Raw genomic sequence first — 24,861 nt, 5'->3', positions numbered from 1 at the left:
AATGACTGATTTAAAGTTTAACAGTAAAAAAGAAATTCCAAATCTACATTATTTAAATACCGATAAATTTAAGACTAATTTAATTCAGATAAATTATCTGCTGCCTCTTGAAAATAGTAAAGAGGCAGCAATGAATGCTCTTTTCCCTGCAATATTAAGGAGAGGGACCAATAATTATCCAAGCCAGAGAGAACTGAGGACCGAATTAGAAGATTTATTTGGTTCTAAATTAAGTTTCAATATTTTAAAAAGAGGTGAAAATCAAATCATCAGGTTTTCTCTGGAAATGGTAAATGAGAAATTTTTAACCCAAAAAAGCAGTTTTAGTCAGCAGGCATTAAAGCTTTTAAAAGAGATATTATTTAACCCTTTAATTGAAGGTAATAGATTTAAAGCAAGATATTTTGCTCAGGAAAAAGAGAACTTGAAAAATAATATTGAAGCTTTAATCAATGATAAAAGAAGTTATGCTCTTGAGCAGTGTATCAAAAAAATGTGCAAAAATGAAAAGTATGGGATTTACAAACTTGGTGATCTAGATTCCATAACTGAAATAGAAAACCGGGAACTCTTTGAACATTATCAGAGTTTAAAGGCTGCTGCTCAAAAATCGATCTTTCTGGTTGGAGATTTCAAAGAATCATTTATTGAAAATATATTTGCTAATAATTCTTTATTGGCTGGAGAAGATATTCATGATCAGACTACAGAGCTGCTTTATCCACAAAAAGATATCGATTTTTATCAAGAAGAATTAGATATCAACCAGGCTAAATTAACTATTGCCTGTAGAACTGGAATTAATAGAGCAATGGAAGAATATTATCCCCTGCTCATATTTAATAGTCTCTTGGGTGGTTCAACCCATTCTAAGCTTTTTCAGGAGATAAGAGAAAAAAGGAGTTTGGCCTATTATGTTAATTCTTCTGTAGAATCAACTAAAGGGCTCCTATTTATCAATAGTGGGATTAATGCAGAAAACCAGCAGCAGGTAATTAAGCTTGTAAAAGAACAGATTAAAGTCCTGGCAGAGGGAGAATTTAGTAATGCAGAACTGCTCCGCTCTAAAAAGAGCATCGTTAATAGCTTGCGGCAAAATCTGGACAGCAATTATGGTTTAGCAGCTCATTATTTATTATCATTACTCAATCAAAAGCCTGAGTCTATAACAGAAACTATCAGTGCTGTGAAAAATGTTAAAAGAGAAGAAATTATAGAGGTTGCCGGTAGAATTAAAATGGACAGTGTTTACCTTTTGAAAAGTGAGGTTTGATAAATTTGCAGACGATATATAATCAAAGAATAGATGAAAAACTAATAAAAACAACTTTAGAAAATGGCTTAAATATATATATATTCCCGAAAAAAGACTATGTTAAACAGTATGCCATGCTCTCAGTAGATTTTGGTTCTAATGATATAGAGTTTATTGATGTAAAAAATGCTAAAAAAAGGCTAATGCCGGAAGGTATTGCCCACTTTTTAGAACATCAATTGTTTGAGGATAAAGAAAAGAGTATTTTTGATAAATTTGCCGACTTAGGAGCCTCGGCAAATGCCTATACTAATTTTGACAGTACAAATTATTTATTTTCAAGTAGTGGTAACTTTAATAAATCTTTAATTAATCTAATAGATTTTGTGCAGACACCATATTTTAGCAAAAAAAATGTTGAAAAAGAAAAGGGTATTATAATTCAGGAAATAAAGATGTATCAGGATAATCCTTACTGGCGTTCTTATTTTAATTTACTTTCTGCTTTATATATTAATCACCCCGTTAAAAATGATATAGCAGGTACAGTAGAGAGTGTAAGCTCTATAACTCCAGAAGATCTGTATATTTGCTATTATAATTTTTACCAGCCCTCTAATATGGATTTGATTTTAATTGGTGATATCGATGAGCAGAAAGTTATTAATCTGATCAAAGAGAATCAGGCCCAAAAAAGTTTTCCTAATTTTAAAAATCCAACAACTATCATTAAAGAAGAACCAGCTGCAATAGCCAAAAAACTGGTTGAAGAGAAGATGAAGGTCTCCAGACCGATGGTACAACTGGCATTTAAGGATCCCATTAATTATGAAGAGCCACTTGAGACTATTAAAAAAGAATATATTATGAATATATTATTGGATATATTATTTGGTCGCAGCAGCAAAAATTACAATGATTTATATGAAAAAGGTTATATTGATGATAGTTTTTCCAGCACGTATAACAAAAAACCTGATTATGCCTATATTCACCTTTATGGAGAGAGTGATCAGCCGGATTTAATGAGAGAAAAAATTAAAGAAAAACTATTAAATATCGATAAAAGTGAGATCAAAGGTAATTTTCAAAGAATAAAAAGAAAATACCAGGGTAGTTATATTAGACTTTTCAATAATTTCCGCCATCTTGCTTCAGAATTTATCACTTATCGCAGGCTCGGAGTAGATATTTTTGAGATTGCCGAGATAATTGATAATATTGAATTTAAAGATTTGCTGAGCTATTCTAAAAATATTTTTAACCATCAATTGATGGTAGAATCTATTATTTCAAATAAGGACTGATATTCTTGGTATTTAAGTTTTATAATTTTATATTTTATATAACAATGGCTGCATTTGCCTATTTTAACATTTATTTTCGAGATGTTGGTCTTGATTCTTTTCAAATTGGTCTTGTAAATGCAGTTCCAAGAATATTTGCTCTCTTATTGATGCCTATCTGGGGAATTATGACCGATTATTTTCAGGAAAACAAAAAGGTTTTGTTTATAACCTTAATCGGAACCCTGATTACAGTTTTAATTTTTCCGATGGCAGTTTCTTTTAAAGCTTTATTGATTATAATGTTTTTCCATACCCTTTTTCAAAACCCTGTACTTCCTCTCTCAGACTGTCTTTTGCTGGATTATTTAGGTGATCAGAGTAGTCTTTATGGACGGTTTAGGCTCTGGGGATCTATAGGCTACATGTTGACGGTTTCTTTGCTCGGCTATTTTTTAGAGCAGACAGCTTCTGTTAATTTATTTTATGTTTATGCTTTTATATTAGTGCTTTCTATAATTATGTTAAGGTTTTTACCTCAGAGCAGCAGAGAAATTGAGGTATTAAATTTAGCAGATTTCACAAAAATTTTTAAGAAAAGAAGACTTTTATATTTTTTAATCTTTGTTTTTGTTCTACAAACTACTATGAATGCAAATTATACATACTTCCCCCTCTATATTGTTGACCATGGGGGAGGAGAATTTTTGCTGGGGATTGCGATGACCATTTCTTCTGCCAGCGAAATACTTGCTTTTTTCTTTTCCGATAAAATAATAAAAAGCAATAGATTTAGTAAGGTAATATTTTTGATCAGTCTTTCTTTTGTTTTTCGCTGGTTATTACTTGCTTTTTTCCCTATCAATGCTGTTATTTTAGCGGCCCAACTTTTTCATAGTATCACTTTTGGCCTCTTTTTTACCGTTGGGGTTGATTACGTAAATAAAATTAGTGGTGAAAAATTTAGGGCAACCGGTCAAAATATTTACTCAGGTGTATATATGGGACTCAGTGCTATTTCTGGCAGTTTAATCGGTGGTAAAATATATCAGCTTTTTGGTGGAGAAATAATGTATTTATTCTGGGGGGTCGTGGTTGTAATTACAGGAATAGTTTACACCATATATTTGCTTAAAGCTGAAAGGAAAGTTTTAGCTAATGATTAAAAAAGAACTAATAAAAAATATTGCCTCCGAACTTGAGATTGATATTTGTCGGATAACAGATGGTGGTGGACTGAAAAAGTATCGGAAAATTCTTGAGCAGCGAAAAAAGACAGGTCTCTGGCCACAGGCTTTTACAGAAGAAGATATTGATAAATTATGTAATCCATCACTCCATTTCGAAGGCTTAAAATCTATTATCGTTATCGCTATTAATTATCACAATAATTCAAAGCAAATAAATAAATGCTTATCAAATTATGTTACCCAAAAAGATTACCACATTTATTTAAAAGAAGTTATGGAAATAATGGTTAAAAAGATAAAGGCTAAAATAAAAAAAGATTTTAATTATAAAATATTTGTTGATAATGCACCTTTTTTAGAAAAAGCTCTTGCAGAAAGAGCAGGAGCGGGTTTTATAGCCAAAAATTCACTTTTGATTAATCCTGATTTTGGTTCTTATATATTTTTAGGCGAGATTTTTACAGATCTTGAAATAGAAAAAGATAAAGCTCTTGATTTAGATTGTGGAGAATGTACTATATGCTTAGAAAATTGTGCCGGTAATGCCTTAACTGCTCCCTATCAACTTGAGGCAGATAAGTGTATAGCTTATTTAACCCAAAAAAAGGGCATTATTCCACTTGCTGAGCGGAAAAAAATGGGTGGTCATATCTGGGGATGTGATATTTGTCAAATTATTTGCCCCTATAATAAAAACACCAGTAAAAGTTCTAAAAAAGAACTTCAGTATTTCGAGAGAGGAATAGAATATTTTTTAAAGATAGATAGGAACAATCCTCCTGAAGAACTAAAAAATACTGCAATTTTCTGGAGAGGTAGCAGAATTCTAATTAGAAATGCTTTAATCACAGCAGCAAATTTACAAAAAGAAGAGTATTTTGATTTAATTAAAACAAAACTTAACGATAATTCTTCTCTTATTCGTTATTATGCTGTCTGGAGTTTAAGTGAAATAGACTATCAAAAATCTTTAAGTATTTTAAAAAAGCATTTACTAAAAGAAAAAAATAAAGAAGTTAAACAAGTGATAAAAAATATTCTGTAAAAAGAGAGCTGAAAATTTTTTGAAATAATTCGAATGTGATTAAAGGAGGGTTCCCATGGATGTAAAAGTAGATGGTGAAGAGTTAAAAATATTTGATACAACAAAAATTGAAGATATTATTGCAGCCAGTAATATTGAAAACCCTAAAGATATAATGGCGGTTATTATTGAAAATGAAATATATGATTTGAATCATAAAATTGAAAAAGAGGTAGAAATAAAAACGGTTACTATTAATACAGAAATTGGGAACCGAATTTATAGAAGAAGTCTTTATTTTGTTCTCGCCAAAGCAGTTTATGAAATCTTCCCGGAAATAGTTTTGAAAATCGGCATCTCAATCAGCAATGGAATTTACTGTGAATTAAAAAATAAGAGTTGTTTAAGTAAAGCTGATATCAACAAAATTAACTCAAAAATGCTGGAAATAATCTCTGCTGATCTAAAGATAAAAAGACACAAGTTAAGTCAAAAAGAGGTATTGAAGATAATTGAAGAAGAAAACTGTTCATTTAGAAGAGAGTTAATATTAGAACAGGATAAGGATTTTTATACAATTTATGAACTTGATGGTTATTATGATTATTTTTATTATAATATGGTTCCCTCTACCTCCTATCTGTCAGAGTTTGATCTTCACCTGAGAATACCAGGCTTTGTACTACTTTTTCCAAAGTTTTTCGGTAAAAAGAAGGTTCCAGTTTTTAAAGAACAGCCTAAACTGGCCAAAATATTTTTAGAATATGCAGAACTTGGGGAAATTTTGGCAGTAAGTAATGTGCATGATTTAAATACAAATATAAAAAATAATAAACACAATGAATTGATCAGAATCGCTGAGGCTTTTCATGAGAAGAAAATTGCCAAAATAGCTGATCAAATAAAAGAAGGAATGCCGCGTAATAAAATTATTTTAATTGCCGGACCAACTTCATCCGGGAAAACAACCTTTACCCATCGTCTGGCCAATCAGTTGAAAATAAACGCTTTAAGACCTGTTCAAATGTCGGTTGATAATTATTTTGTCAATAGAGAACAAACACCTCTTGATGAAAATGGAGACCCGGATTTTGAATCAATTAAAGCAATTAATTTAGAGCTTTTAAACAACCATCTTTTAAGATTAATTCAGGGAGAAGAAATCGAACTGCCAAAGTTCAATTTTGAAACAGGGATTAGAGAAAATAGCGGAGAATACTTGAGTTTAGATGAAGACCAGATCATCTTAATTGAAGGTATTCATGGTTTAAATGATAAGATGACTGAAGTGATACCTCAGGATTTAAAATTTAAAATCTATGTTAGTGCATTAACCCAGTTAAATATAGATTGTCATAACAGGATTCCGACAACTGATACCAGATTAATCAGGAGGATAGTTAGGGATAATCAATATAGGGCTTTAACTGCTTCTAATACTTTAGAACTCTGGAAATCTGTGCGGAAGGGAGAAGAGAAAAATATTTTCCCTTATCAAGAAAATGCAGATATGATGTTTAATTCTGCTCTAATCTATGAGCTCTCTGTACTCAAAGCTTATGTGGAGCCACTTTTAAAACAAATAGATAGGACTGATAAAAACTATTATCAGGCACAAAGACTGCTTGAGATACTTAGCAACTTCAAGGCTATGCCTGATAAGGAAGTTCCTTTTACTTCAATTTTAAGAGAGTTTACCGGTGAGAGTGTTTTTAGAGAGAAATAAATCTATATTTTCTTTAATCTGCTTCCAATCATCTACTTTTGTGATTATCTGGTTACCATTAAAATCACTATTATGATATTTTTTAACCAGAATAACCGGAATATTTTCTGCTGCAATATTTAAAGCATTTTCTTTTTTATCATCAATGAACAGTGAGATATTTTTTTCCACGACAAGTGGTGCTTTATCATATTGATGATGAAGCTCATGATAAGGAATCTGATGTTTTTCTAACCAGTTTTCAGTTAAATCTCTAAATTTTTCATTTCTAGCGGTAATTAAAATTAAGCTATGACCCTGTTCAGCTAATTGGGTTAAGGTTTCTCTAGCTCCTGGAGCTGAATTCACTTCCTGATAAACCTCAAATAGTTTATCGGTCAGAAAAGAATTAAGTTCCTGTTCACTTAATCCATAAGCTTCAGCAAGATTATAGGTGTATTTTCCTAATTTAATATCTCTAGAAAAATATTCGTTCATTTTTCTTTGCCATATATTATTTTCAGCAGTTCCTTCATCTGTAATAACACCGTCTATATCAATACCTAAATTATAATTCATTTTCAACACCCCAATAATATATTTATTGCTCTAATATTCTTTAATTATTTTAACATCTTTTGTTTTCTAAGTCTAGTTTCTACTTAACTTTTAAATTAAAATTGAGTTTATGAAAATGATCAAGGAGGATTTATTTTGGTGAAAACAATAAATAAAGAGGAAAAGGTAGAAAGTCTGCTGGAACTTTTTGCAGAACACTATCCAGAACCTGGTACAACTTTAGATTCCACTACTAATTTTGAGCTTTTGATTGCAACTATTCTTTCTGCTCAAACTACTGATGTTCAGGTAAATAAAGTCACTGCAGAGTTGTTTAAAGAATATAATACACCTGAAGATTTTGCAGCATTATCAAAAAAAGAATTAGAAAAGAAAATCAACAGTATCGGATTATATAGAAATAAAGCAAAATATATTATTAAAACCAGTCAGATATTGCTGGAAGAATATGATGGTGAGGTTCCCCACAAGCGTAAAGAATTGCTTAAATTAGCTGGGGTTGGCAGGAAAACTGCCAATGTGGTTTTAGCCAATGCTTTTGATAAAGCTGCTTTTCCTGTTGATACCCATGTTTTTAGAGTATCTTCAAGACTAGCTTTAAGTTCTGCTAAAAATCCCGAAGTTACAGAAAAAGAGTTAACAGAATTAATACCCAAAAAATACTGGATTGATTTACATCACTGGCTTATTGACCATGGAAGAGCCATCTGCAAAGCTCAAAATCCTGATTGTGATAATTGTTTCTGCAGCCATCTCTGTCCATATTATAAAAATATTGTGAAAGGGTGAAAGTATGAAGAAAAAACTTAAAGGTCATCAGATTAAAAACACCTATTTTTTAAGACTTCAAAAAGGAGATGATCTCCTTAAAAGCTTAACAGAAATTGTTAAAGAAAATGATATTAAGCTGGCAAATATAACTGCATTAGGGGCGGTTTCTAAGGTTGTTTTTTCCTATTATGATCAGCAGCAAAGAGAATATTTTTCTATAGAAAAAAAAGGAAATTTTGAGATCTTAAATTTAAATGGTAATGTTTCAATTAAAGACGGAGAGCCAATGGTTCATGCTCATATTATTTTAGCAGGTGATAGTGGTAATGCATTTGGTGGTCATTTAGAAGCAGGAACAAAAGTATTTGCTTCCGAGATTCAGATCCAGGAACTAACGAATCCTGATAAGATAAGAAAGTATGATGAAGATACTGGTCTAACTCTCTGGTAATTCCATTTAAATATATAATAAAATCATTTTAATCTGGAGGGAAAAACTGTGAAAAAAATATTTGTTTTAGATACCAATGTATTATTAAATAATCCTCGTGCTATCTTTAGTTTTGAAGAAAATGAAGTAATAATTCCTCTGGCTGTTTTAGAAGAAATTGATAATCTTAAAACTCAGGGTTCTGATCTTGGCTATAATGCCAGGGAAACTTCACGCCTATTAGAAGAACTCAGAAATCAGGGTAATTTAGATAAAGGAGTTAAATTAGAAAACGGAGGGGTCTTAAAGATAGTTATTAATGGAGAATTACGACTCCCTAAAGGTCTTAGCTCCAGTAAGATGGATAATCGAATAATTTCTACAGCTATTGATATCATGGAAAAAAATTCAGACCGCAAGGTTATAATGGTTTCAGATGATATTAATCTGAGGCTGATATGTGATGCATATGGTTTAAGGGCAGAAGAACACAGTTCTTCCCGTTTAAATGAAGAACAGATCTATACAGGTTTTAGAGAATTATCCCTTAACTCAAAATTGATCGATAAATTATTTTCAGAAGATAAATTATCAATTGAAGAATTAAATGCAGAAGAAAAAGAATCATTTTATCCAAATGAATTTTTGCAGTTGAGATCTGGGGATAAGCATAAAAACACTGCTTTAACCCGTTTTGACGGTGAAAATCTAGTTCCCCTCAAATATAATGATAAACAGCCTGCTAAAATCAGGGCCCGCAATAGAGAACAGCAGCTGGCAATGGAACTGCTGCTTGATGACCAAATTAAGCTGGCTACAATTTCTGGTAAAGCTGGAACAGGTAAAACCCTGCTTGCTATTGCAGCTGGATTATCAAAAGTTGTGGATGAAAGCATCTATAAAAAGCTACTTGTAGTTAGGCCGGTAATGCCGATGGGTAAAGATATTGGCTATCTACCCGGTGATAAAGAAGAAAAAATGGCTCCCTGGATGCAGCCTATATTTGATAATCTCGAGTTTATTGTCCATCGTAACAAAGATAATAAATATGCCTATGAAAAACTTTTAAATTCTAAGCTTATTCAAATTGAAGCTTTAACATATATCAGGGGTCGCTCTGTTCCAGAACAATATATTATTATAGACGAAGCTCAGAATCTCTCCTTACATGAAGTTAAAACAATTGTAACCAGAGCAGGAGAAAATACTAAACTGGTTTTTACAGGAGATCCCTATCAAATTGATAATCCCTATTTGAATTTTCATAAAAATGGCTTAAATTATTTAGCTCATAAATTTCATGACCAAAAAATATCAGGCCATATAATGCTAAAACAGGGCGAAAGATCAGAACTAGCGGAAATAGCTAGCAAACTTCTTTAATTAATGGAGATGTATTTAATGAAAAAGATTTTTAGAATAATAATTATATCAGCTTTCCTTACCGGTATATTAATTCCAGGTTTCAGCTACTATATTAATCAGCAGCCTGGAGCTAATATTACTTTTTCTCAAGAGGATAAGGAAAGAAGGGTTTCTCAATATTCTGCCGAGGCAGTTGATGCTTATTATGATGCTAATTACCGATCAGCAATAAATTATTATGAGGAAATACTGAGTCTTGATCCTTTTAATTTAGCTAGTAGACGTAGTTTAGCTGTAATTTATAATGAAAAAAATGATTTAGTTAGTGAAAATAGAGAATTATTAAAAACTGCTATCTTATCTAACCAAACAACAGATATAATAGAACTGGCAATTAGCTTTTATAAGTTAAACAACAAGCAGGCAGCACATTATCTACTGCAAAATATGATAGAAACAGAGCAAATAGAATCTCAAAGAGTTGCTTATCAGAGATATTATTATTTAACTAAAATACAATTGGAGCTTGATAAATTTTCTGAGGCTGAAGAAAACTTAAATAACTTAGAAGAACTTAATATTAATCTGGCCCAGGTTTATCTACTTCGGGCAGAGCTGAATCAAAACCTGGGTAATTATTATCAGGCCTATATTGATTTGAATAATTCTTATCAAGCAGACAGAACTCAGAGTTATCTTTTTAGAGAGATGGCTTTAATGCTGGAAAAGGCCGGTGAAAATGTCAAAGCTTATCAACACTGGCAGCGAAGCCTGTCTTTTGATTGGTATAGAGATGAGGCAGAACAGAGGATAAATTATTATCAAGGTCGTTATCCCTATTTACGTCCTGAAGAAGATGAAGATGAACGAGATAAGATAGACCCATTTGCATTAGAAGCTAATTGGCAGGAGATAGAAAAATTAGAAACTGATGCTGAGGTTGAGCGGCTGAGAATCGGATTGAGTAGCGAAAATCGAACCTTATTATTTCAGTATTCTGATCCCTTTTCAATTGTTTATCAAGGTAAGGTTTTATTTAGTGGTAGTGGCAGAAAAAATTATCTTTTGGAGATTGATAACGGCAGCTTAACTATCAGTGATGGAAATCAAACAGTTGAATTAGGTAGACTGGAAAATGAATATCAAATTTACAGTGAAGCAGACAACTCTTCCTTTTTTGTTTATAATGTGGAATATGGCCAGGGTTATTTCTGGCAGGATAGGGCAAACAGACAGTACAGAGGTAATATGATAATTAAAGGTAGCGAAAATAATTTTACTTTGATAAATAAGGTTGATCTTACAGCTTACCTTTTATCAGTTGTACCATCTGAAATTTATTCTACCTGGCCTGAAGAATCTCTCAAAGCTCAGGCAGTTGCAGCCCGAAGCTATACTTTAAGTAATCTTGGTCGTCATAGTAGTGATGGTTATGATCTCTGTTCTACAGTTCATTGTGCAGCTTATAATGGTGTTGCTAATGAAACTCCACGAACTTCTCAGGCTGTTTTAGCGACCAGAAAAGAAAGTGTATTTTATGGAGATCAGATTATACAGGCTGTATTTAGCAGTAACAGTGGAGGTTTTACTGAACGCAGTGACGAAATCTGGGTTGCAGATCTTCCTTATTTGAGGGGAGCCAATCAGATGAAAGATGAAGGTTTTGATTTCCCCTTAGAACCAGCAATGCTTAAAGCCTGGATTAAATCTAATCCACCTTCTTATTCTAGAGATTATAATAGCAGCAGTTACCGCTGGCAGACAAAAATACCTGTCTCTGTTATCGAAGACAGAACTGAACTGGGAAAAATAAAAAATATTGAAGTTCTAAAGCGCGCCAAAGGTGGGACAATAACTTCACTTAGAATAGTCGGAGAAGAGGGCAGTATGGACTACAACAGTTCTCAAATAAGAAGGGTTTTAGGAGGCTTACGGAGCAGTAGATTTAAATTTGACAGTATAATGGACAGCAGTGGCTATCTTAAAGAATTATATATTTATGGTTCTGGCTGGGGCCATAATCTTGGGATGGATCAATCTGCAGCAGCAGGAATGGCAGCTGATGGCTGGGACTATTTACAGATAATAAGTCATTTTTACCCAGGAGTTGAAATTAAAGAATATAATGGTGCTAATTAAATAGATTTATCTCTTCTTGCTGGAGTTTTGCTTCAGCAAGAACTTGCGTTTAATGGGTAATTTGTATATAATTAATATTGTGAAAAATAAATATGATTGAATTTAACTTGGCAAATAAATACGTGATCAATATTTTTAAAATATTTTTTTGAAATGAGGTTTATAATGGAAGTTAAGAAAATAACTAATATTGCTGTTTTATCAGCTTTTTCACTTGTTTTAATGTTATTGCTTCGTTTTCCTCTATTTTTACCTTTTTTGATATATGAACCAGGTGATGTTCCGATTTTAATAATAGCTTTTTTATATGGAGCTGGTCCGGCTGTTGCTTCAACCTTTGTACTTGCAATATTAATGGCAGTTTTTACAGGTTTAGGTGGACCTTTTGGTGCTTTTATGCACTTTTTATCTACTGGTTTTTTTGCTGGAATTGCCGGATATTTTTATCAAAAACATCACAGTCGTAGTGGTGCTATTAAAGGCCTGATTTTAGGTTCAATTGCCATGGTGATTGTAATGGCTTTCGCAAATCTTTACTTAAATCCTATTTTTTATGGGATTCCAAGAGAGCAGGTTAGGCAGATGATGCTGCCGGGAATCATTCCTTTTAATATAAGCAAAGCTGTTTTAAATTCATTTATAACTGTTTTAGTTTATAAAAAATTGGCTAATTTTTTGCGTGAAAAAGGTTTAATTAGAGCTGTAGAAAAAAGTTAAGCAAGTTTGACAAAGATGCTCTTCTGAGATAAAATTTATAAGGAAGGGAGTTGTTATTTTGCAGATAACATTTTTAGGAACAGGAACCTCACATGGAGTTCCTGTTATAGCCTGTGATTGTAAGACATGTCAGTCAAATAATCCAAAAAATAAAAGAAAAAGAACTTCAATATATATAAAAAGTAATGAATACAATCTATTAATAGATACTCCTCCAGAAATGAGATTACAGTTATTGGAAAATAAGATTAAAGATGTAGATTCTGTTTTAATGACTCATGCTCATGCTGATCATATAATGGGCTTTGATGATATTAGAGCTTTAAACTGGTATCAAAATAAAGCTATGCCCATTTATTCAAATCCGGAAACACTTGCCCATATTAAAAGGATTTTCCCTTATATATTTGCAGAAAATAATGCAGGTGGAGTTCCACAGGTAATTTTAAGAGAGGTAGAGCAGAGCTTTACTTTAGGAGATTTAAAGATAAAAGCAGTTCCAATTTATCATGGAAAAAACAAAATTTTAGCATATAGAATTAATAACTTTGCTTATTTAACAGATTGCAGCAAAATTCCTGAAAAATCCTTTAAACTATTAGAAGGAATAGATTATGCTGCGATTGATGCTTTAAGATATACTGAGCACCCAACACATATGTCTGTAGATCAGGCTGTAGAGCTGGTCAACAAATTGGGCTTAAAACATGGTTACTTAACCCATATCTCACACAGGCTTGAACATGAAGATTTAGCTAATTATTTACCTAAAAATGTTAGTCCCGCTTATGACGGCTTAACGATTGAAGTTTAAATGAAAATTAAGTTTTAAAGGTGATGAAGATGAATATTGTACTTGTAGAACCAGAAATACCACAAAACACCGGTAATATTGCTAGAACCTGTGCGGTTACCGATTCAGCTTTGCATTTAATTAGACCACTTGGCTTTTCAACTTCAGATAAGCATTTGAAAAGAGCTGGTCTTGATTACTGGCATAAATTAGATATTAATTATTATGATTCTTTAGATGAATTTTTTAAAAAAAATAAAGATGGTCGATTTTTTTATGCAACAACTAAAGCAGCAAACTCATATCATGAGTTGGATTATCAGGCTGATGATTATTTTCTTTTTGGGAAAGAAACTGCTGGTCTTCCAGAAACTTTGCTGAAAGATAATCTTGAATATTGTATTAGAATTCCCATGAAAGATAGTTTGCGTTCGCTAAATCTTGCTAATTCTGTCTCAATAATAATTTATGAGGCATTAAGACAAAATAATTTTAACAATTTAAATAAAAAAGGCAGATTCAAAAAGGAAAATAAGTCTTTATCTAGAAATATATAGTTAGAGTTGTGAAAGGAGGGGAGAAATGGAAAAAATTCGATTTCAAAGAACTTTAATAATATTAATTATTTTTCTTTTGACCTTAACATTTAGCAGTTATGCTTATAACTTAAGATTAAATAATCGGGGTAGTGAAGTAGTTGAGGTTCAGAAGTATTTAACAGAATTAGGATATGATATTTCAAGTGATGGAATTTTTGGTAGGGCAACCGAAGAAGCAGTTAAGGATTTTCAGAGTAGCAATGGTTTGTCAGTTGATGGTATAGTTGGCAGAGAAACTTATCAAAAACTTAAAAATTCTTTTGTTGAAAAAGTATCATATGAGTTATACATAGTTGGTCGTGGAGATTCTCTTTCAAGAATTGCAAGTAGTCGCAATTTAACTGTTTCAGAAATAAAAGAATTTAACAACTTGAATTCTGAAAGAATTGATTATGGACAAACCTTAAAAATTCCAGTTAACGGTGTTGGTGGTAATGAGCATAATCAAAATCAAGAAAGTAGTACTTATACAGTCAGAAGAGGAGATACACTTTCTCAAATAGCTGCAAGGAATAATCTTAAAGCAGAAGAGATTATTGCTGCTAATGACATTAGTTCGGAATTTATTAGAGAAGGTCAGGAACTCACCTTGCCCAACTCAAGTACCAATCAGCAAAGCTCTTCAAATAGAGATGATAGTGGTGAAAGTTCTGATAGTACTATCACCCATGAAGTTCAGCCAGGTGAGGCTATAAGTGTTATTGCTCAGATCTATGGTACCAAAGCATCTGAAATCAGGGAGAATAATGATCTTGAGGGAGATAGAATATATGCTGGGCAGGAATTAGTAATCAAAGGAGCCAGTAAATCTGGTCCACTTCGTTTGCAAAGCGATTCCTTGATCTGGCCTGTTAGAGGAAGAGTGACTTCAGAATTTGGCTGGAGAGATCATCCGGTTAGGAATGAAAGATTATTCCATAATGGTCTTGATATTGCAGTTCCGACAGGAACTGAAGTTAAGGCTGCCGCATCCGGTAGAGTAGTTAATAGTGGCTGGATGAATGGTTTTGGTTATACTGTGGTAATTGATCATGGTAATAATGTAGAAACACTTTATGGACATAATTCTAGACTATTGGTTTCTAGAGGTGAAAATGTTCAACAGGGACAGAAAATTGCTCTTTCTGGTAATACTGGAATGAGTACAGGCCCCCATCTTCATTTTGGAGTATTAAGAAATGATGAACCTTTAAACCCAAGAGATTTTTTACCGTAAAAAATATAGGCAGGCAAAAAAGTCTGCTTATATTGATTTTTTTCTTGACAAGTAGCAAAATGGGTGATATTATATAAAATGTCGCTGGTTAAATGGGCCATTAGCTCAGTTGGTAGAGCACCTGACTTTTAATCAGGTTGTCGGAGGTTCGATTCCTCCATGGCTCACCATTTATTGACGCGGGGTAGAGCAGTCTGGTAGCTCGTCAGGCTCATAATCTGGAGGTCGTCGGTTCGAATCCGGCCCCCGCAACCATTTTTTTAATTTTTTTTGTAAAATTTAATAGGGTGAGATAGCTCAGTTGGTAGAGCAGTGGATTGAAAATCCACGTGTCGACAGTTCGATTCTGTCTCTCACCACCATTTATAAATTAAGGCAGGCAGCAGCTTGTCTTTTTTTTGCTTTAAAGTAGAAAAAAATTCCACAATCTTAAATCTCAGTTCAACTCCTTGACACTTAAAAAATATTAATTTATAATTAAATAAGTCTTTACTTTGCTGTGCTAAAGTAAAGCAAAAAATCAAATTTTAAATAATTTAGTGGAGGAGACAGAGTAGTGGAGAAAAGAACATTTGCAGTACCAGTATTTTTAAGTGTAGCATTCGTTTGGTTTACAACTCATTTTGGTGGTGGTTTTGCTTCAGGTAGGCAGGCTGCAGAATTTTTTGTTAGACATGGTTGGTATTCTGTATTTACTCCTTTTTTAGCAATGGGAATAGATGCAATAATTTTTTATTATGCCTGGGATTTTAGTGTTGTTAACAAGACATATGATTACAGAAGTTGGACAGATGAATTTTACTACCCATATCACAAGCTTTTTTCTAATTTATATGAAATAATTTTCGTAATGACAATGGGTGTGGCAACAGCAGTAGCCTTTGCAACAGGTGGAAGTACAATTCAATCTACTTTAGGAACACCATATTTACCAAACACAATTTTTATTGCGGTAATAATATTTTTTCTAACTATTTTTGGTGCAAAGGTTGTTAGAAAGGCAGCAACTTACATAGGTATAGCAATTATTGCTGGGGTGATTGTAGTTTATGGTGTAAACGCAGTAGTCAGTTTTCCTCAGATAATTTCTGTTATTTCTGATCAAACTGCAAAAACCAATGTCTGGTCAGCTCTTTGGAGCATGCTGCTTTATGCCAGTTTTCAAGCGATAGCAGTTGGGGCATATGTTGCAGTAGCAGATGTATTAGAAACTCGAGAAGATGCTCTTAAAGCAGCATGGGCTGGTTTTGTAATTAATGGTGTATTATTAACTCTTGCTTCATTAACGGTTCTCGCCTATTATCCTGATATCTTGGAAATTCCTGTGCCTACTATTTTTGTAGTTAATAATGGGGTAGGGGGAGCTCTAGCGGAAAATATTATTTCTACTTTGATTATTTTAGGTGTTATTTCAACAGGTGTAAATTTTGTTTTCGGGGGAGTAAAAAGAATTATTGCCTGGTGGCCTAATGATGATACCGGTCACAGTCATTCAATATTTGCTTCTTTATTATTTGTTATTTTAACCTGGTCTATAGCCCGCTTTGGTTTAATCCCACTTGTGTCTAAGGGTTATGGTTTTTTAGGTTATTTAGGTATTCCGATCCTTATAATACCGGTATTTTATAGATTGATCAAAAGAAAATTTAGGAGTTGATAGTTTGCATATTATTGTCCTTATAAAACAGGTTCCCGAAATGGATAAAGTATTATTTGATTCTGAAAAGGGGAGAGTTGATAGAAAATCAGCCGGGGTAGAGGTAAATCCCTTTGATTTAAATGCCCTGGAAACTGCAGTAGGAATTAAAGAAAAAACAGGGGCAGAAATTAGTGTTTTGAGTATGGGACCATCTAGAGCAGAAGAAGCACTTAAAGAGGCAGTAGCCAGAGGTGCAGATAATGCTTATCTTTTAAATGATCAACAATTTGCAGGGGCTGATACTATTGCTACCTCAGCCAGCCTGGCAGCAGCAGTAGAAACTATCGGTGATTATGATCTTATAATTGCTGGAGAGATGAGTGTAGATGGTGATACTGCTCAAGTAGGTCCCCAGACTGCCGAGTTTTTAAATATAAACCATGCAGCCTATGTGAGCGAATTAATCTCTGTAGAAGAAGACGAGATAGAGATTAAAACCTCACTCTGGCAGGCTAATTACAGCAAAACTTTTACTTATCCCTTATTAATTACAGTAACCAAAGATATCAATACACCTCGTTTACCTTCTTTTAAAGATAAAATGAAGGCTAGAAAGGCTGAGGTCAAGCTCTTAACTTTTGAAGATATTAAAAACAAAGTTAAAATAGATGAGGTTGGATTTAAAGGTTCACCGACCTGGGTGGATAATATAGTAGTGCCTGAAGAAATAAGTAGAAAAACTAAAGTTTTTACAGAAGAAGAAAAAGAAAGTGCCTATAAAAAAATAAAAGAATTATTAATTGAAAAAAATTTGATGGAGGATTAACCATGGCAGCTAAAAACGAATTATTAATTCTGGCAGAATACAGTCAGGATAAAATACACCCGGTAGTATTTGAACTTTTAAATAAGGGGAAAGAACTGGCAGATAAGGCTGATTTAACACTTTCAGTACTAATTTTGCTTCCGGAAAAAGTAGATTTATCTGAATTGATTTTTCATGGAGCAGAAAAGGTTTACTATATTGAAGACTCCGCTTTTGCCTATCCAGACGAATTTTTGTATAAAGAAAATATTTTAAGTTTTTTAAAGGAGCATCAGGTTGATATCATTTTAACAGGAGCTAGTAATTTTGGCCGTTCACTGGCTCCAAGAATTGCTGCTGGACTTAAAACAGGATTGACCGCTGATTGTACCGCCTTAGATATTGATGAAGAAGGTAATTTGGTACAAATCAGACCTGCTTTTAGTGAAAAAATTCTGGCCCATATTAAATCTGATACCAGACCACAGATGGCAACAATTCGCTATCAAGAATTTAAAAAAGGTAGTACAGATAAAACAAGACAGGGAGAAATAATAGCCTGTCAGCTAAAAAGAAATGAAAATCCTAATTTAAAGCAGATAAAAAAATTGAGTAATAAAGAAATTAATATTGCAGAAGCAGATATTATTGTAGCTGGTGGAAGCGGGGTAAAAAATACAGAAGATTTTAAACTACTTAAAAAACTGGCAGACCTGCTGGGTGGTCAACTTGCTGCTTCCCGTGATGTTGTAGATGCGGGGCTTATAGCAAAAGAATATCAGGTTGGATATAGTGGACAGCGGGTAAAACCAAAACTTTATTTTGCCTTCGGTATTTCTGGCGCCCCTCAACATTTAGCAGGGATGAAAGAAGCAGATACTATTATTGCAGTTAATACTGATCCTTCTGCACCAATTTTTAATCTTGCTGATTATGGAATAGTAGCTGATCTGTATCAAATAATACCAGAGTTTATAGAGATGCTTAAAAAATAAAAATATGCTTATCTAATTAGATAACGTCAAATAAAATATGATAGTTACCATAAAATGTAAGCAAATAGTAATAGAGCACCACTAATTACGATTATAATGAAAATGATCAGAATGTCAAAAGTTTAAAGTTGTAAATAAAGTAAGAAAATGGTATTTAGTGATTATAAATATCTAAAGAGATAAAACATGATTTTTCTAAAAGATATTTAATTACCTATCAGTTTTGGTGATCCATCTGATAAGTTGGGCCCAGGATTCGATAGGCTGACCTCTTGCTCCTTCCACTATCAGTGGTGGTTTATCATTAAAGGAACTATGAGGTTTTAAATAATTAAAATAGAGCTGATAAAGAGTTATATGAGTAAGTGCACCATCAAAAGAGCTAAAGCTTTTATGGCGTTTGTAATGGGCTTTATAAGTACCGAAAAACCTTTCAATGATGTTTTTATAAGGTCTGTAAATTTCATCTGAGTTATCATCGTTAGCAAATAGCCCCTTAAGTTGTTTGTGGTCAATATTGGTTTTCAAAAACACTTTAGCAGCATGGACAGCAGCTCTGTAAATTGGAGCCATATCAGTAACTAGAACAAATTTTTGGTCTTGATATTGGTCGATTATTCTTTTTAAAATGGTTATTGCACCTTTAGCGTCGCGATTTTTAGAAAGATGCTGAGCGATAACACAGCCATTTTCACCATCTATGGCAGTAAAAAGATAATGCCAGCTGCCTTTTATTTTAATATATGTTTCATCAACAGCAACAATACCAGATAAAGGCAGATCAAGCTCATTGATTTTAGGAGCAAGTCTGTAAGCTAAAGAGACAGTCCAATTTTGGATGGTTTGAGCTGAAGGTGAAACACCATAGGCAAGTTTAAGAGCTCTTTCAGCCTGTCTTAAAGAAAGACCAAGACTGACATAAAAGTCAATAGCCTTAGAGATGGTAAAGTTTCCATAGTGAGAATGATCAAGGTTAACAGGTTCTTTATCAGGTCTGGAAAGTTCAAGCTTATTGATATCAAAATTATAGGCTCTGTAGCGATAACGCTTATGTTCATTTTTCCATTTAGAACAGTCATCATTGCGGCATTTATACTTGGTAAAATGCTTGCGCTTTTTCTCTTTAGCAAGAGCATAGTTGCAGAAAGGACAGCGATATGTAGGGTGGTTCTTAGGTTTTTTAGGTTTCTTAGGAGCCCACTGATGTTTACAGAGTTTACACTGGAACTTTTGGTATCCATCTGGATCATGACCGAAACTGTAGAGATATTTTTTGGGAGCTCCACATTGAGAGCACTCCTCAACCTTTACAGTTAGAGGTTTATTGCGATTAACAGGCTGAATAGTTTCACCATTTTTTTCAGCTTCAGCTAGAATATCGCGATAGTCAACCTGATTATATTCTATAATAGGTTGTGGGTCATCAAAACTGTTAAATTTAGTATAACTATCATCGAGTTTATTATTGGGTTCAAAATCAACCTGGAAAAGTCTGGCGAAAAAAAGATAGGTCAAAAGAACAAAATTCATGATAGGTTTAAGCAGGAAATTAGGTATTTTTCGAGAAAACATAACTTACATCCCTTCCTTTCTGGGTCTAGTAGGTTGTGACTTTCTCAATTACTATTTACTAGCTCAGGGGGAGGGATTCCTTCTTTTTATGGAGATTCCTAGCCTGACAACTATGATAACTATTAATATTTTTGAAAAAACTATTAGATTTGACGTAACATCTAATTATATTGGAGGAAAAATAATGAAGAAAGAAGTTATTAATGATTTAATTAAGATTGTTGGTGATAAATGGGTAGATCAAAACCCGGAAAGGGTTTTATCATACAGCAGAGAAAGTACAAATGACAATTACTCGCTGGTAGCTCCTGAACCAATTGCAGGTTCGGTTGTTGTGAAAGCTGCTGATGCAGAAGATATTTCTCAAATTTTAAAATATGCCAATCAAAAAAAGATCAATGTAATAGCAAGAGGTGCAGGTACTGCACTTTCTGCAAATACAATTCCTGCTCAAGAAAGCATTATTTTATCTTTAGAAAGATTAAATAAAATTTTAGAATTAGATGAAGAAAATATGCTTTTAAAATGTGAAGCTGCTGTTAGTTTGGGTGATTTAAATGAAAGATTAAAAAGTAATGATCACCTTTATTTTCCCCTCCATCCTGGTGATGAAGGAGCTCAGGTAGGTGGAATGGCTGCTATGAATGCCGGTGGAGTAAGAGCTGTTAAACATGGTATTATGCGCAATCAGGTATTGGGAATGGAAGTTGTTCTACCAACAGGCGAAATAGTTAATTATGGTGGTAGTGAGGGAAAATTGTTAAAAAACAATGCCGGTTATGATTTGATGCAGTTGATGATAGGTAGTGAGGGTACTCTGGGGATTATTACTCAGGTATGCTTAAAGCTTTATCCGGAGCCAAAAGCAAATGGAACTTTAATTGTTGCCTTTGACAGCCGAGAAGATGCCTTTGCTTCAGTACCAGCCATTTTAAAAAAGGGAATTATTCCGATGGCTCTGGAATATGTAGAAAAAGATGAAATAGAATTGGCAGCAGCTGATATCGGCAAAAAATGGCCTGCCCAAAATGGCAAATATTTTTTAATGATAATGCTGGCTGAAGCAGAAGAAGATGATCTTTTTGAGATAGGAGCTCAGATTGATCAAATTACTGCTGAACATAATGCGGTTGATATGTTAATTGCTCAGACTTCAGCTGAACGTAAAGCTATTCTGGATATTAGAAGCCATATTTTACCTGCAATCTCTGATAAAATTATCGATAGTCCGGATGTAACAGTACCGAGGAGTAAGCTCTGTGAATATTTAAATATTTTAAATGAACTTGAAGAAAAATATAATACTCGATGTCCTGTTGTGGCCCATGCCGGAGATGGTAATTTACATGTGATTATTTTAAAAGAAGATGGTTCTAAACCAGATTATTATGAAAGCTTAAAAAAGGATATCTATCAGAATGCTGTGGATATTGGAGGAACGATTACCGGTGAACACGGAGTTGGAGAAATGCGTTTAGAATATTTAAAAATGATGTACTCAGAGAGAGAGCTAGAAATCATGGAAAAAATAAAAGATGCCTTTGACCCGAATGATATCTTAAATTCAGGTAAAAGCATCATCAGAAAATAATAAATTTAATCACCTATTGCTGTTCAGCTGTAGGTGATTTGCTTTTGTTTGGGAATTCTACCCTTGTTTTGGGGAGGCTTTCTGGATAATTTTCTTTGATAAATTTAATTAAATGTTCTCTTAAAAAGACCCTTAACTCCCAGGCTGTTGGAGAATCATCAGCACTAACTAAAATTCTAAGCTGCATCGATTTTTCAGTTGCATCAGTTACCTGAATCACCTTAACCTGATTATTCCAGAGCTCATTATCTTCTAATAACCTATCAAGTTCTTTTCTGATCTCATCAATCGGAACTGTATAATCAGTATAAAGGAAAACAGTTCCCAGAATAGAGGAAGTTTTGCGGGTCCAGTTTTGAAAAGTATTTTCTATAAAATAAGTTGTTGGAACAACGAGTCTTCTCTGATCCCAGATTTTAACCACAACATAGGTTAAATTAATTTCTTCAATCCAACCCCATTCACCTTCAACTATCACAACATCATCTACCCTGATTGGTTGAGCTACTGCAAGTTGAATACCGGCAATGATGGAAGCAATTATTTTTTGAGCAGAAAAACCTATGATAATACTGGCCACACCAGCGGATGCAAAAAGACTTATTCCGAATTTCTGGATCGATTCAAAGGTCATTAAGGCAGCAGATATTGCAAAAAAGATTATTATTACTGTAATAACTTTTTCTAATATATTATACTGAGTATGGATTTTTCGGGCTTTTAAATTGTCATTAACATCTACCCTATGTTTTTCTGCCATAAAAATCTTAAAAACATTTAACAGTTTAATAAGTATCCAGGAGATTGCAAAAATCAATGTTATATCTAAAAGATGTTTTAAATTCCCCCAGAAGAGATTAAGTTCTGTTTCAAAGGCAAAGGGGATTAAAAGAGCGATATTTAAAAGCAGCAGAAAGATAGGTAGTTTAAGATTTTCCTTGATCTTTTTATATTTTTCTTGAGATACTTTTTTTAGAATTAATCTGGTGGATTGAAGCAAAATTAAATAAATTAAAAGAAATAGTCCTAAACTTAAAGCAAAATTATATAAAATATTTACTCACCTCTAATTTATTATAAAGAGTTTTTAGGCATTAATGCAAATTATTTGTTTTTAGACAGATTATCTATTATAATTAGATAAATAAAAGAAATTTATTAACTAGAAAGGTGGAATATTGTGGATAAAAATCCAGAAGTAAAAATTATATTAAATAATGGTGAAGAAATTAAATTAGAATTATATCCTGAACAGGCAGAAAATACCGTCAATAATTTTATCGACCTGGCAGAAAAAGATTATTATAATGGTCTTAAATTTCATCGGGTTATCAAAGGTTTTATGATTCAGGGAGGTTGTCCAGAAGGAACTGGCACAGGCAATCCAGGTTATGCAATTAAAGGTGAATTTGCCAGTAATGGTTATGATAATGATTTAAGTCATACAAGAGGAGTTATTTCGATGGCCCGCAGCCAAAATCCTAATTCTGCAGGGTCTCAGTTTTTTATAGTTCATCAGAATGCTCCCCACTTAGATGGTCAGTATGCAGCTTTTGGTGAAGTAATTGAAGGTATGGATGCAGTTGATAAAATAGCTGATGTCAAAACAGATGCTCGTGATATGCCTTTAGAAGATCAGATTATTGAAAAGGTTGAAGTAGAATTATTTGGCCAGGAATATGATGCTCCAGAAAAAGTATAATTAATTCTTAAAAATAAATTAATAGCAGAAATAATAGAACCGGCATTTTAGTAATGCCGGTTTTAAATTTATCAAGATACCAGAATTCTCTCTTATTATCAGTTGAAACTAGATTGACTACAAAGACACCAGTTTTTTTGATCATCAGCTTTTTGCTATTTTCCTTCCAGCAAGATAAGCTGTAGAAAAAGCTGCCTGTAAATTATAACCGCCTGTGTCTCCATCAATATCAAGTGCTTCTCCAACTACAAAAAGGCCATTTTTGAGTTTTGATTCCATTGTTGAAGGATCAATTTCTTTTAAATTAACTCCACCTTTTGTTACCATTGCTTCTTTAAAAGACCCTAGATCTTCTACTTCTAAAGAAAGGCCATAAAGCAGTTTAAGAATTCTTTTTCGCTCATTTTTAGTTATTTGAGCCGCTTTTTTAGCTTGATCTATTTTTGAGATTTTAATAAGAATATCAGCAAGTCTATTAGGAATTTCGAAGTCTTTGAGCACATTTTTAAAGAGTCGATTACCATAGTTATTGATCTTTTCAATTAATAATTTATCTAAAAGAGCTTCATTTTTTTTATCAACCAGGTGAACCTTTATAAGGTCTCCTTTTTTAATATAGCGTGAATAATTTAAAATAGCAGGCCCAGATAAACCCTGATGGGTAAAGAGTAAATCTCCAGTCCATCTTTTTATTAGATTATTATCTCTCCAGAGTGAAAGTTCTATATTACTAAGTGAGATTCCTGCCAGTTCAGAAAATTTATAGTTTTTGATCTTAACCGGAGTTAAAGCTGGTTTGACTTTTTTAATGCTGTGGCCCAGAGAACTGGCAAATTTATAAGCATCTCCGGTTGAGCCTGTAGTAGGATAAGATTTTCCACCGGCAGCAACAACTACAAAATCAGCAAAATAATTTTGGGTTGAAGTACTAACTTTAAAAACATTAGTTTTTTGATCACAACTTAATTCCTTAACCTGCTGATTATATTTTATTTTTATCCCTAAATTTTTAATTTCTTTTACTAAGACCTCAAGAATATCTTTTGCCTTACCGGATTTAGGAAAGATTTTTGAACCTTCCCGTGTTTCAAATTCTATTCCTCTTTTTCTAAAAAATCTAAGTAGGGCTAGATTATCAAAACTATATAGTGAACCTTTTAGAAAATCACTATTTTCTCCATAGTGGGCAAAAAAATCACTAATATCGCCAGCCTGAGTTAAATTACACTGACCAGAACCGGTAATCAATAATTTTTTAGCGGGAGTAGGTTTTTTTTCAAGTATTAAAATATTTTTGTTTTTAGAAGCTGCCTGTATAGCAGTAAAAAGACCTGCAGGTCCAGCTCCTATAATTATAAGATCAACTTTCATAAAATCATCCTTATTTGAAATATATTTTTAGTACAATTAAAATTATACTAATTTACTTTCACCCATTTTTAAATTATATCAGATTCAAATAGTTATTTAAATTATTTTTTACAGGAA

At 33.0% G+C, this 24,861-nt stretch carries 22 protein-coding genes and 3 tRNA genes; 21 read left to right on the top strand and 4 right to left on the bottom strand.

What is annotated here, in order from left to right; all coding sequences use genetic code 11:
• The first annotated feature begins 1 nt into the window (after position 1).
• The 5 genes from yfmF to HALSA_RS07770 are packed head-to-tail and all read left to right on the top strand — an operon-like array spanning position 2 to position 6,481.
• Positions 2 to 1,273: an EF-P 5-aminopentanol modification-associated protein YfmF gene (yfmF, locus tag HALSA_RS07790; protein ID WP_013406034.1), complete on the top strand. Its 1,272-nt coding sequence runs from the start codon at positions 2 to 4 to the stop codon at positions 1,271 to 1,273.
• A gap of 5 nt (positions 1,274 to 1,278) precedes the next feature.
• Positions 1,279 to 2,562: an EF-P 5-aminopentanol modification-associated protein YfmH gene (yfmH, locus tag HALSA_RS07785; protein ID WP_013406033.1), complete on the top strand. Its 1,284-nt coding sequence runs from the start codon at positions 1,279 to 1,281 to the stop codon at positions 2,560 to 2,562.
• Positions 2,563 to 2,567: 5 nt separating this feature from the next.
• Positions 2,568 to 3,707, top strand: a complete 1,140-nt coding sequence (locus HALSA_RS07780) for an MFS transporter (RefSeq protein WP_013406032.1) — start codon at positions 2,568 to 2,570, stop codon at positions 3,705 to 3,707.
• Positions 3,700 to 4,776 carry a tRNA epoxyqueuosine(34) reductase QueG gene (gene queG / locus HALSA_RS07775; protein WP_013406031.1) on the top strand — a complete coding sequence of 359 codons (1,077 nt, stop codon included), beginning with the start codon at positions 3,700 to 3,702 and terminating at the stop codon, positions 4,774 to 4,776. The genes HALSA_RS07780 and queG overlap by 8 nt, the downstream gene beginning before the upstream one ends.
• A 55-nt stretch (positions 4,777 to 4,831) precedes the next feature.
• A complete protein-coding gene (locus tag HALSA_RS07770; protein ID WP_013406030.1) occupies positions 4,832 to 6,481 on the top strand; it encodes a nucleoside kinase in 1,650 nt (549 codons plus the stop codon).
• On the opposite strand, the gene HALSA_RS07765 is transcribed toward HALSA_RS07770, so the two are convergent.
• A complete protein-coding gene (locus tag HALSA_RS07765) occupies positions 6,440 to 7,039 on the bottom strand; it encodes a 5' nucleotidase, NT5C type (RefSeq protein ID WP_013406029.1) in 600 nt (199 codons plus the stop codon). The genes HALSA_RS07770 and HALSA_RS07765 overlap by 42 nt on opposite strands.
• Positions 7,040 to 7,177: 138 nt before the next feature.
• Here HALSA_RS07765 and nth point away from each other — a divergent pair, with 138 nt between their 5' ends.
• From nth to HALSA_RS07695, 14 genes are all read left to right on the top strand, one after another.
• Positions 7,178 to 7,828, top strand: coding sequence for an endonuclease III (nth, locus tag HALSA_RS07760; protein WP_013406028.1), 651 nt, complete (start codon positions 7,178 to 7,180; stop codon positions 7,826 to 7,828).
• A gap of 4 nt (positions 7,829 to 7,832) precedes the next feature.
• Positions 7,833 to 8,261, top strand: coding sequence for a PPC domain-containing DNA-binding protein (locus HALSA_RS07755; RefSeq protein ID WP_013406027.1), 429 nt, complete (start codon positions 7,833 to 7,835; stop codon positions 8,259 to 8,261).
• Between the two features lie 48 nt (positions 8,262 to 8,309).
• Complete coding sequence (locus HALSA_RS07750; protein WP_013406026.1) at positions 8,310 to 9,623, top strand: PhoH family protein; 1,314 nt, start codon at positions 8,310 to 8,312, stop codon at positions 9,621 to 9,623.
• An 18-nt stretch (positions 9,624 to 9,641) separates the two neighbouring features.
• Positions 9,642 to 11,744 (top strand): SpoIID/LytB domain-containing protein, encoded by a 2,103-nt coding sequence (locus tag HALSA_RS07745; RefSeq protein WP_013406025.1) that lies wholly within the window; start codon positions 9,642 to 9,644, stop codon positions 11,742 to 11,744.
• Between the two features lie 165 nt (positions 11,745 to 11,909).
• On the top strand, positions 11,910 to 12,461 hold the full coding sequence (locus HALSA_RS07740; RefSeq protein WP_013406024.1) for an ECF transporter S component: 552 nt from the start codon (positions 11,910 to 11,912) through the stop codon (positions 12,459 to 12,461).
• 58 nt (positions 12,462 to 12,519) lie between these two features.
• Positions 12,520 to 13,275, top strand: coding sequence for an MBL fold metallo-hydrolase (locus HALSA_RS07735; protein ID WP_013406023.1), 756 nt, complete (start codon positions 12,520 to 12,522; stop codon positions 13,273 to 13,275).
• A gap of 29 nt (positions 13,276 to 13,304) precedes the next feature.
• A complete protein-coding gene (gene trmL / locus HALSA_RS07730; RefSeq protein ID WP_013406022.1) occupies positions 13,305 to 13,811 on the top strand; it encodes a tRNA (uridine(34)/cytosine(34)/5-carboxymethylaminomethyluridine(34)-2'-O)-methyltransferase TrmL in 507 nt (168 codons plus the stop codon).
• 25 nt (positions 13,812 to 13,836) lie between these two features.
• Complete coding sequence (locus HALSA_RS07725; protein ID WP_013406021.1) at positions 13,837 to 15,069, top strand: LysM peptidoglycan-binding domain-containing protein; 1,233 nt, start codon at positions 13,837 to 13,839, stop codon at positions 15,067 to 15,069.
• A 94-nt stretch (positions 15,070 to 15,163) separates the two neighbouring features.
• A tRNA-Lys gene (locus tag HALSA_RS07720) sits at positions 15,164 to 15,239 on the top strand.
• 8 nt (positions 15,240 to 15,247) lie between these two features.
• Positions 15,248 to 15,324, top strand: a tRNA-Met gene (locus tag HALSA_RS07715).
• A 31-nt stretch (positions 15,325 to 15,355) separates the two neighbouring features.
• Positions 15,356 to 15,431, top strand: a tRNA-Phe gene (locus tag HALSA_RS07710).
• Positions 15,432 to 15,625: 194 nt separating this feature from the next.
• Positions 15,626 to 16,726, top strand: coding sequence for a YkvI family membrane protein (locus tag HALSA_RS07705; RefSeq protein ID WP_013406020.1), 1,101 nt, complete (start codon positions 15,626 to 15,628; stop codon positions 16,724 to 16,726).
• Between the two features lie 4 nt (positions 16,727 to 16,730).
• Entirely contained in the window at positions 16,731 to 17,534 is an 804-nt protein-coding gene (locus tag HALSA_RS07700; protein ID WP_013406019.1) for an electron transfer flavoprotein subunit beta/FixA family protein, read from the top strand.
• 2 nt (positions 17,535 to 17,536) lie between these two features.
• The gene (locus HALSA_RS07695; RefSeq protein ID WP_013406018.1) at positions 17,537 to 18,508 is read left to right on the top strand and encodes an electron transfer flavoprotein subunit alpha/FixB family protein; all 972 of its coding nucleotides are present in this window, start codon (positions 17,537 to 17,539) and stop codon (positions 18,506 to 18,508) included.
• A gap of 210 nt (positions 18,509 to 18,718) precedes the next feature.
• Here the strand turns inward: HALSA_RS07695 and HALSA_RS07690 are convergent, their stop codons facing one another.
• Positions 18,719 to 20,080: a DDE-type integrase/transposase/recombinase gene (locus tag HALSA_RS07690; RefSeq protein WP_013404750.1), complete on the bottom strand. Its 1,362-nt coding sequence runs from the start codon at positions 20,078 to 20,080 to the stop codon at positions 18,719 to 18,721.
• Between the two features lie 184 nt (positions 20,081 to 20,264).
• Here HALSA_RS07690 and HALSA_RS07685 point away from each other — a divergent pair, with 184 nt between their 5' ends.
• Positions 20,265 to 21,671, top strand: a complete 1,407-nt coding sequence (locus HALSA_RS07685; RefSeq protein WP_041596021.1) for an FAD-binding oxidoreductase — start codon at positions 20,265 to 20,267, stop codon at positions 21,669 to 21,671.
• Between the two features lie 13 nt (positions 21,672 to 21,684).
• On the opposite strand, the gene HALSA_RS07680 is transcribed toward HALSA_RS07685, so the two are convergent.
• Positions 21,685 to 22,431 (bottom strand): mechanosensitive ion channel family protein, encoded by a 747-nt coding sequence (locus HALSA_RS07680; RefSeq protein ID WP_238524740.1) that lies wholly within the window; start codon positions 22,429 to 22,431, stop codon positions 21,685 to 21,687.
• 420 nt (positions 22,432 to 22,851) lie between these two features.
• On the opposite strand from HALSA_RS07680, the gene HALSA_RS07675 reads away from it, so the two are divergent.
• A complete protein-coding gene (locus HALSA_RS07675) occupies positions 22,852 to 23,373 on the top strand; it encodes a peptidylprolyl isomerase (RefSeq protein WP_013406015.1) in 522 nt (173 codons plus the stop codon).
• Positions 23,374 to 23,517: 144 nt separating this feature from the next.
• On the opposite strand, the gene HALSA_RS07670 is transcribed toward HALSA_RS07675, so the two are convergent.
• On the bottom strand, positions 23,518 to 24,744 hold the full coding sequence (locus HALSA_RS07670) for a BaiN/RdsA family NAD(P)/FAD-dependent oxidoreductase (protein ID WP_013406013.1): 1,227 nt from the start codon (positions 24,742 to 24,744) through the stop codon (positions 23,518 to 23,520).
• Between the last annotated feature and the right edge of the window lie 117 nt (positions 24,745 to 24,861).

The sequence above is a fragment of the Halanaerobium hydrogeniformans genome (assembly GCF_000166415.1).
GTDB lineage: Bacteria > Bacillota > Halanaerobiia > Halanaerobiales > Halanaerobiaceae > Halanaerobium > Halanaerobium hydrogeniformans.
The sequence above is the reverse complement of the archived record's forward strand: the minus strand, read 5'-3'. Positions and strand labels throughout refer to the sequence as shown.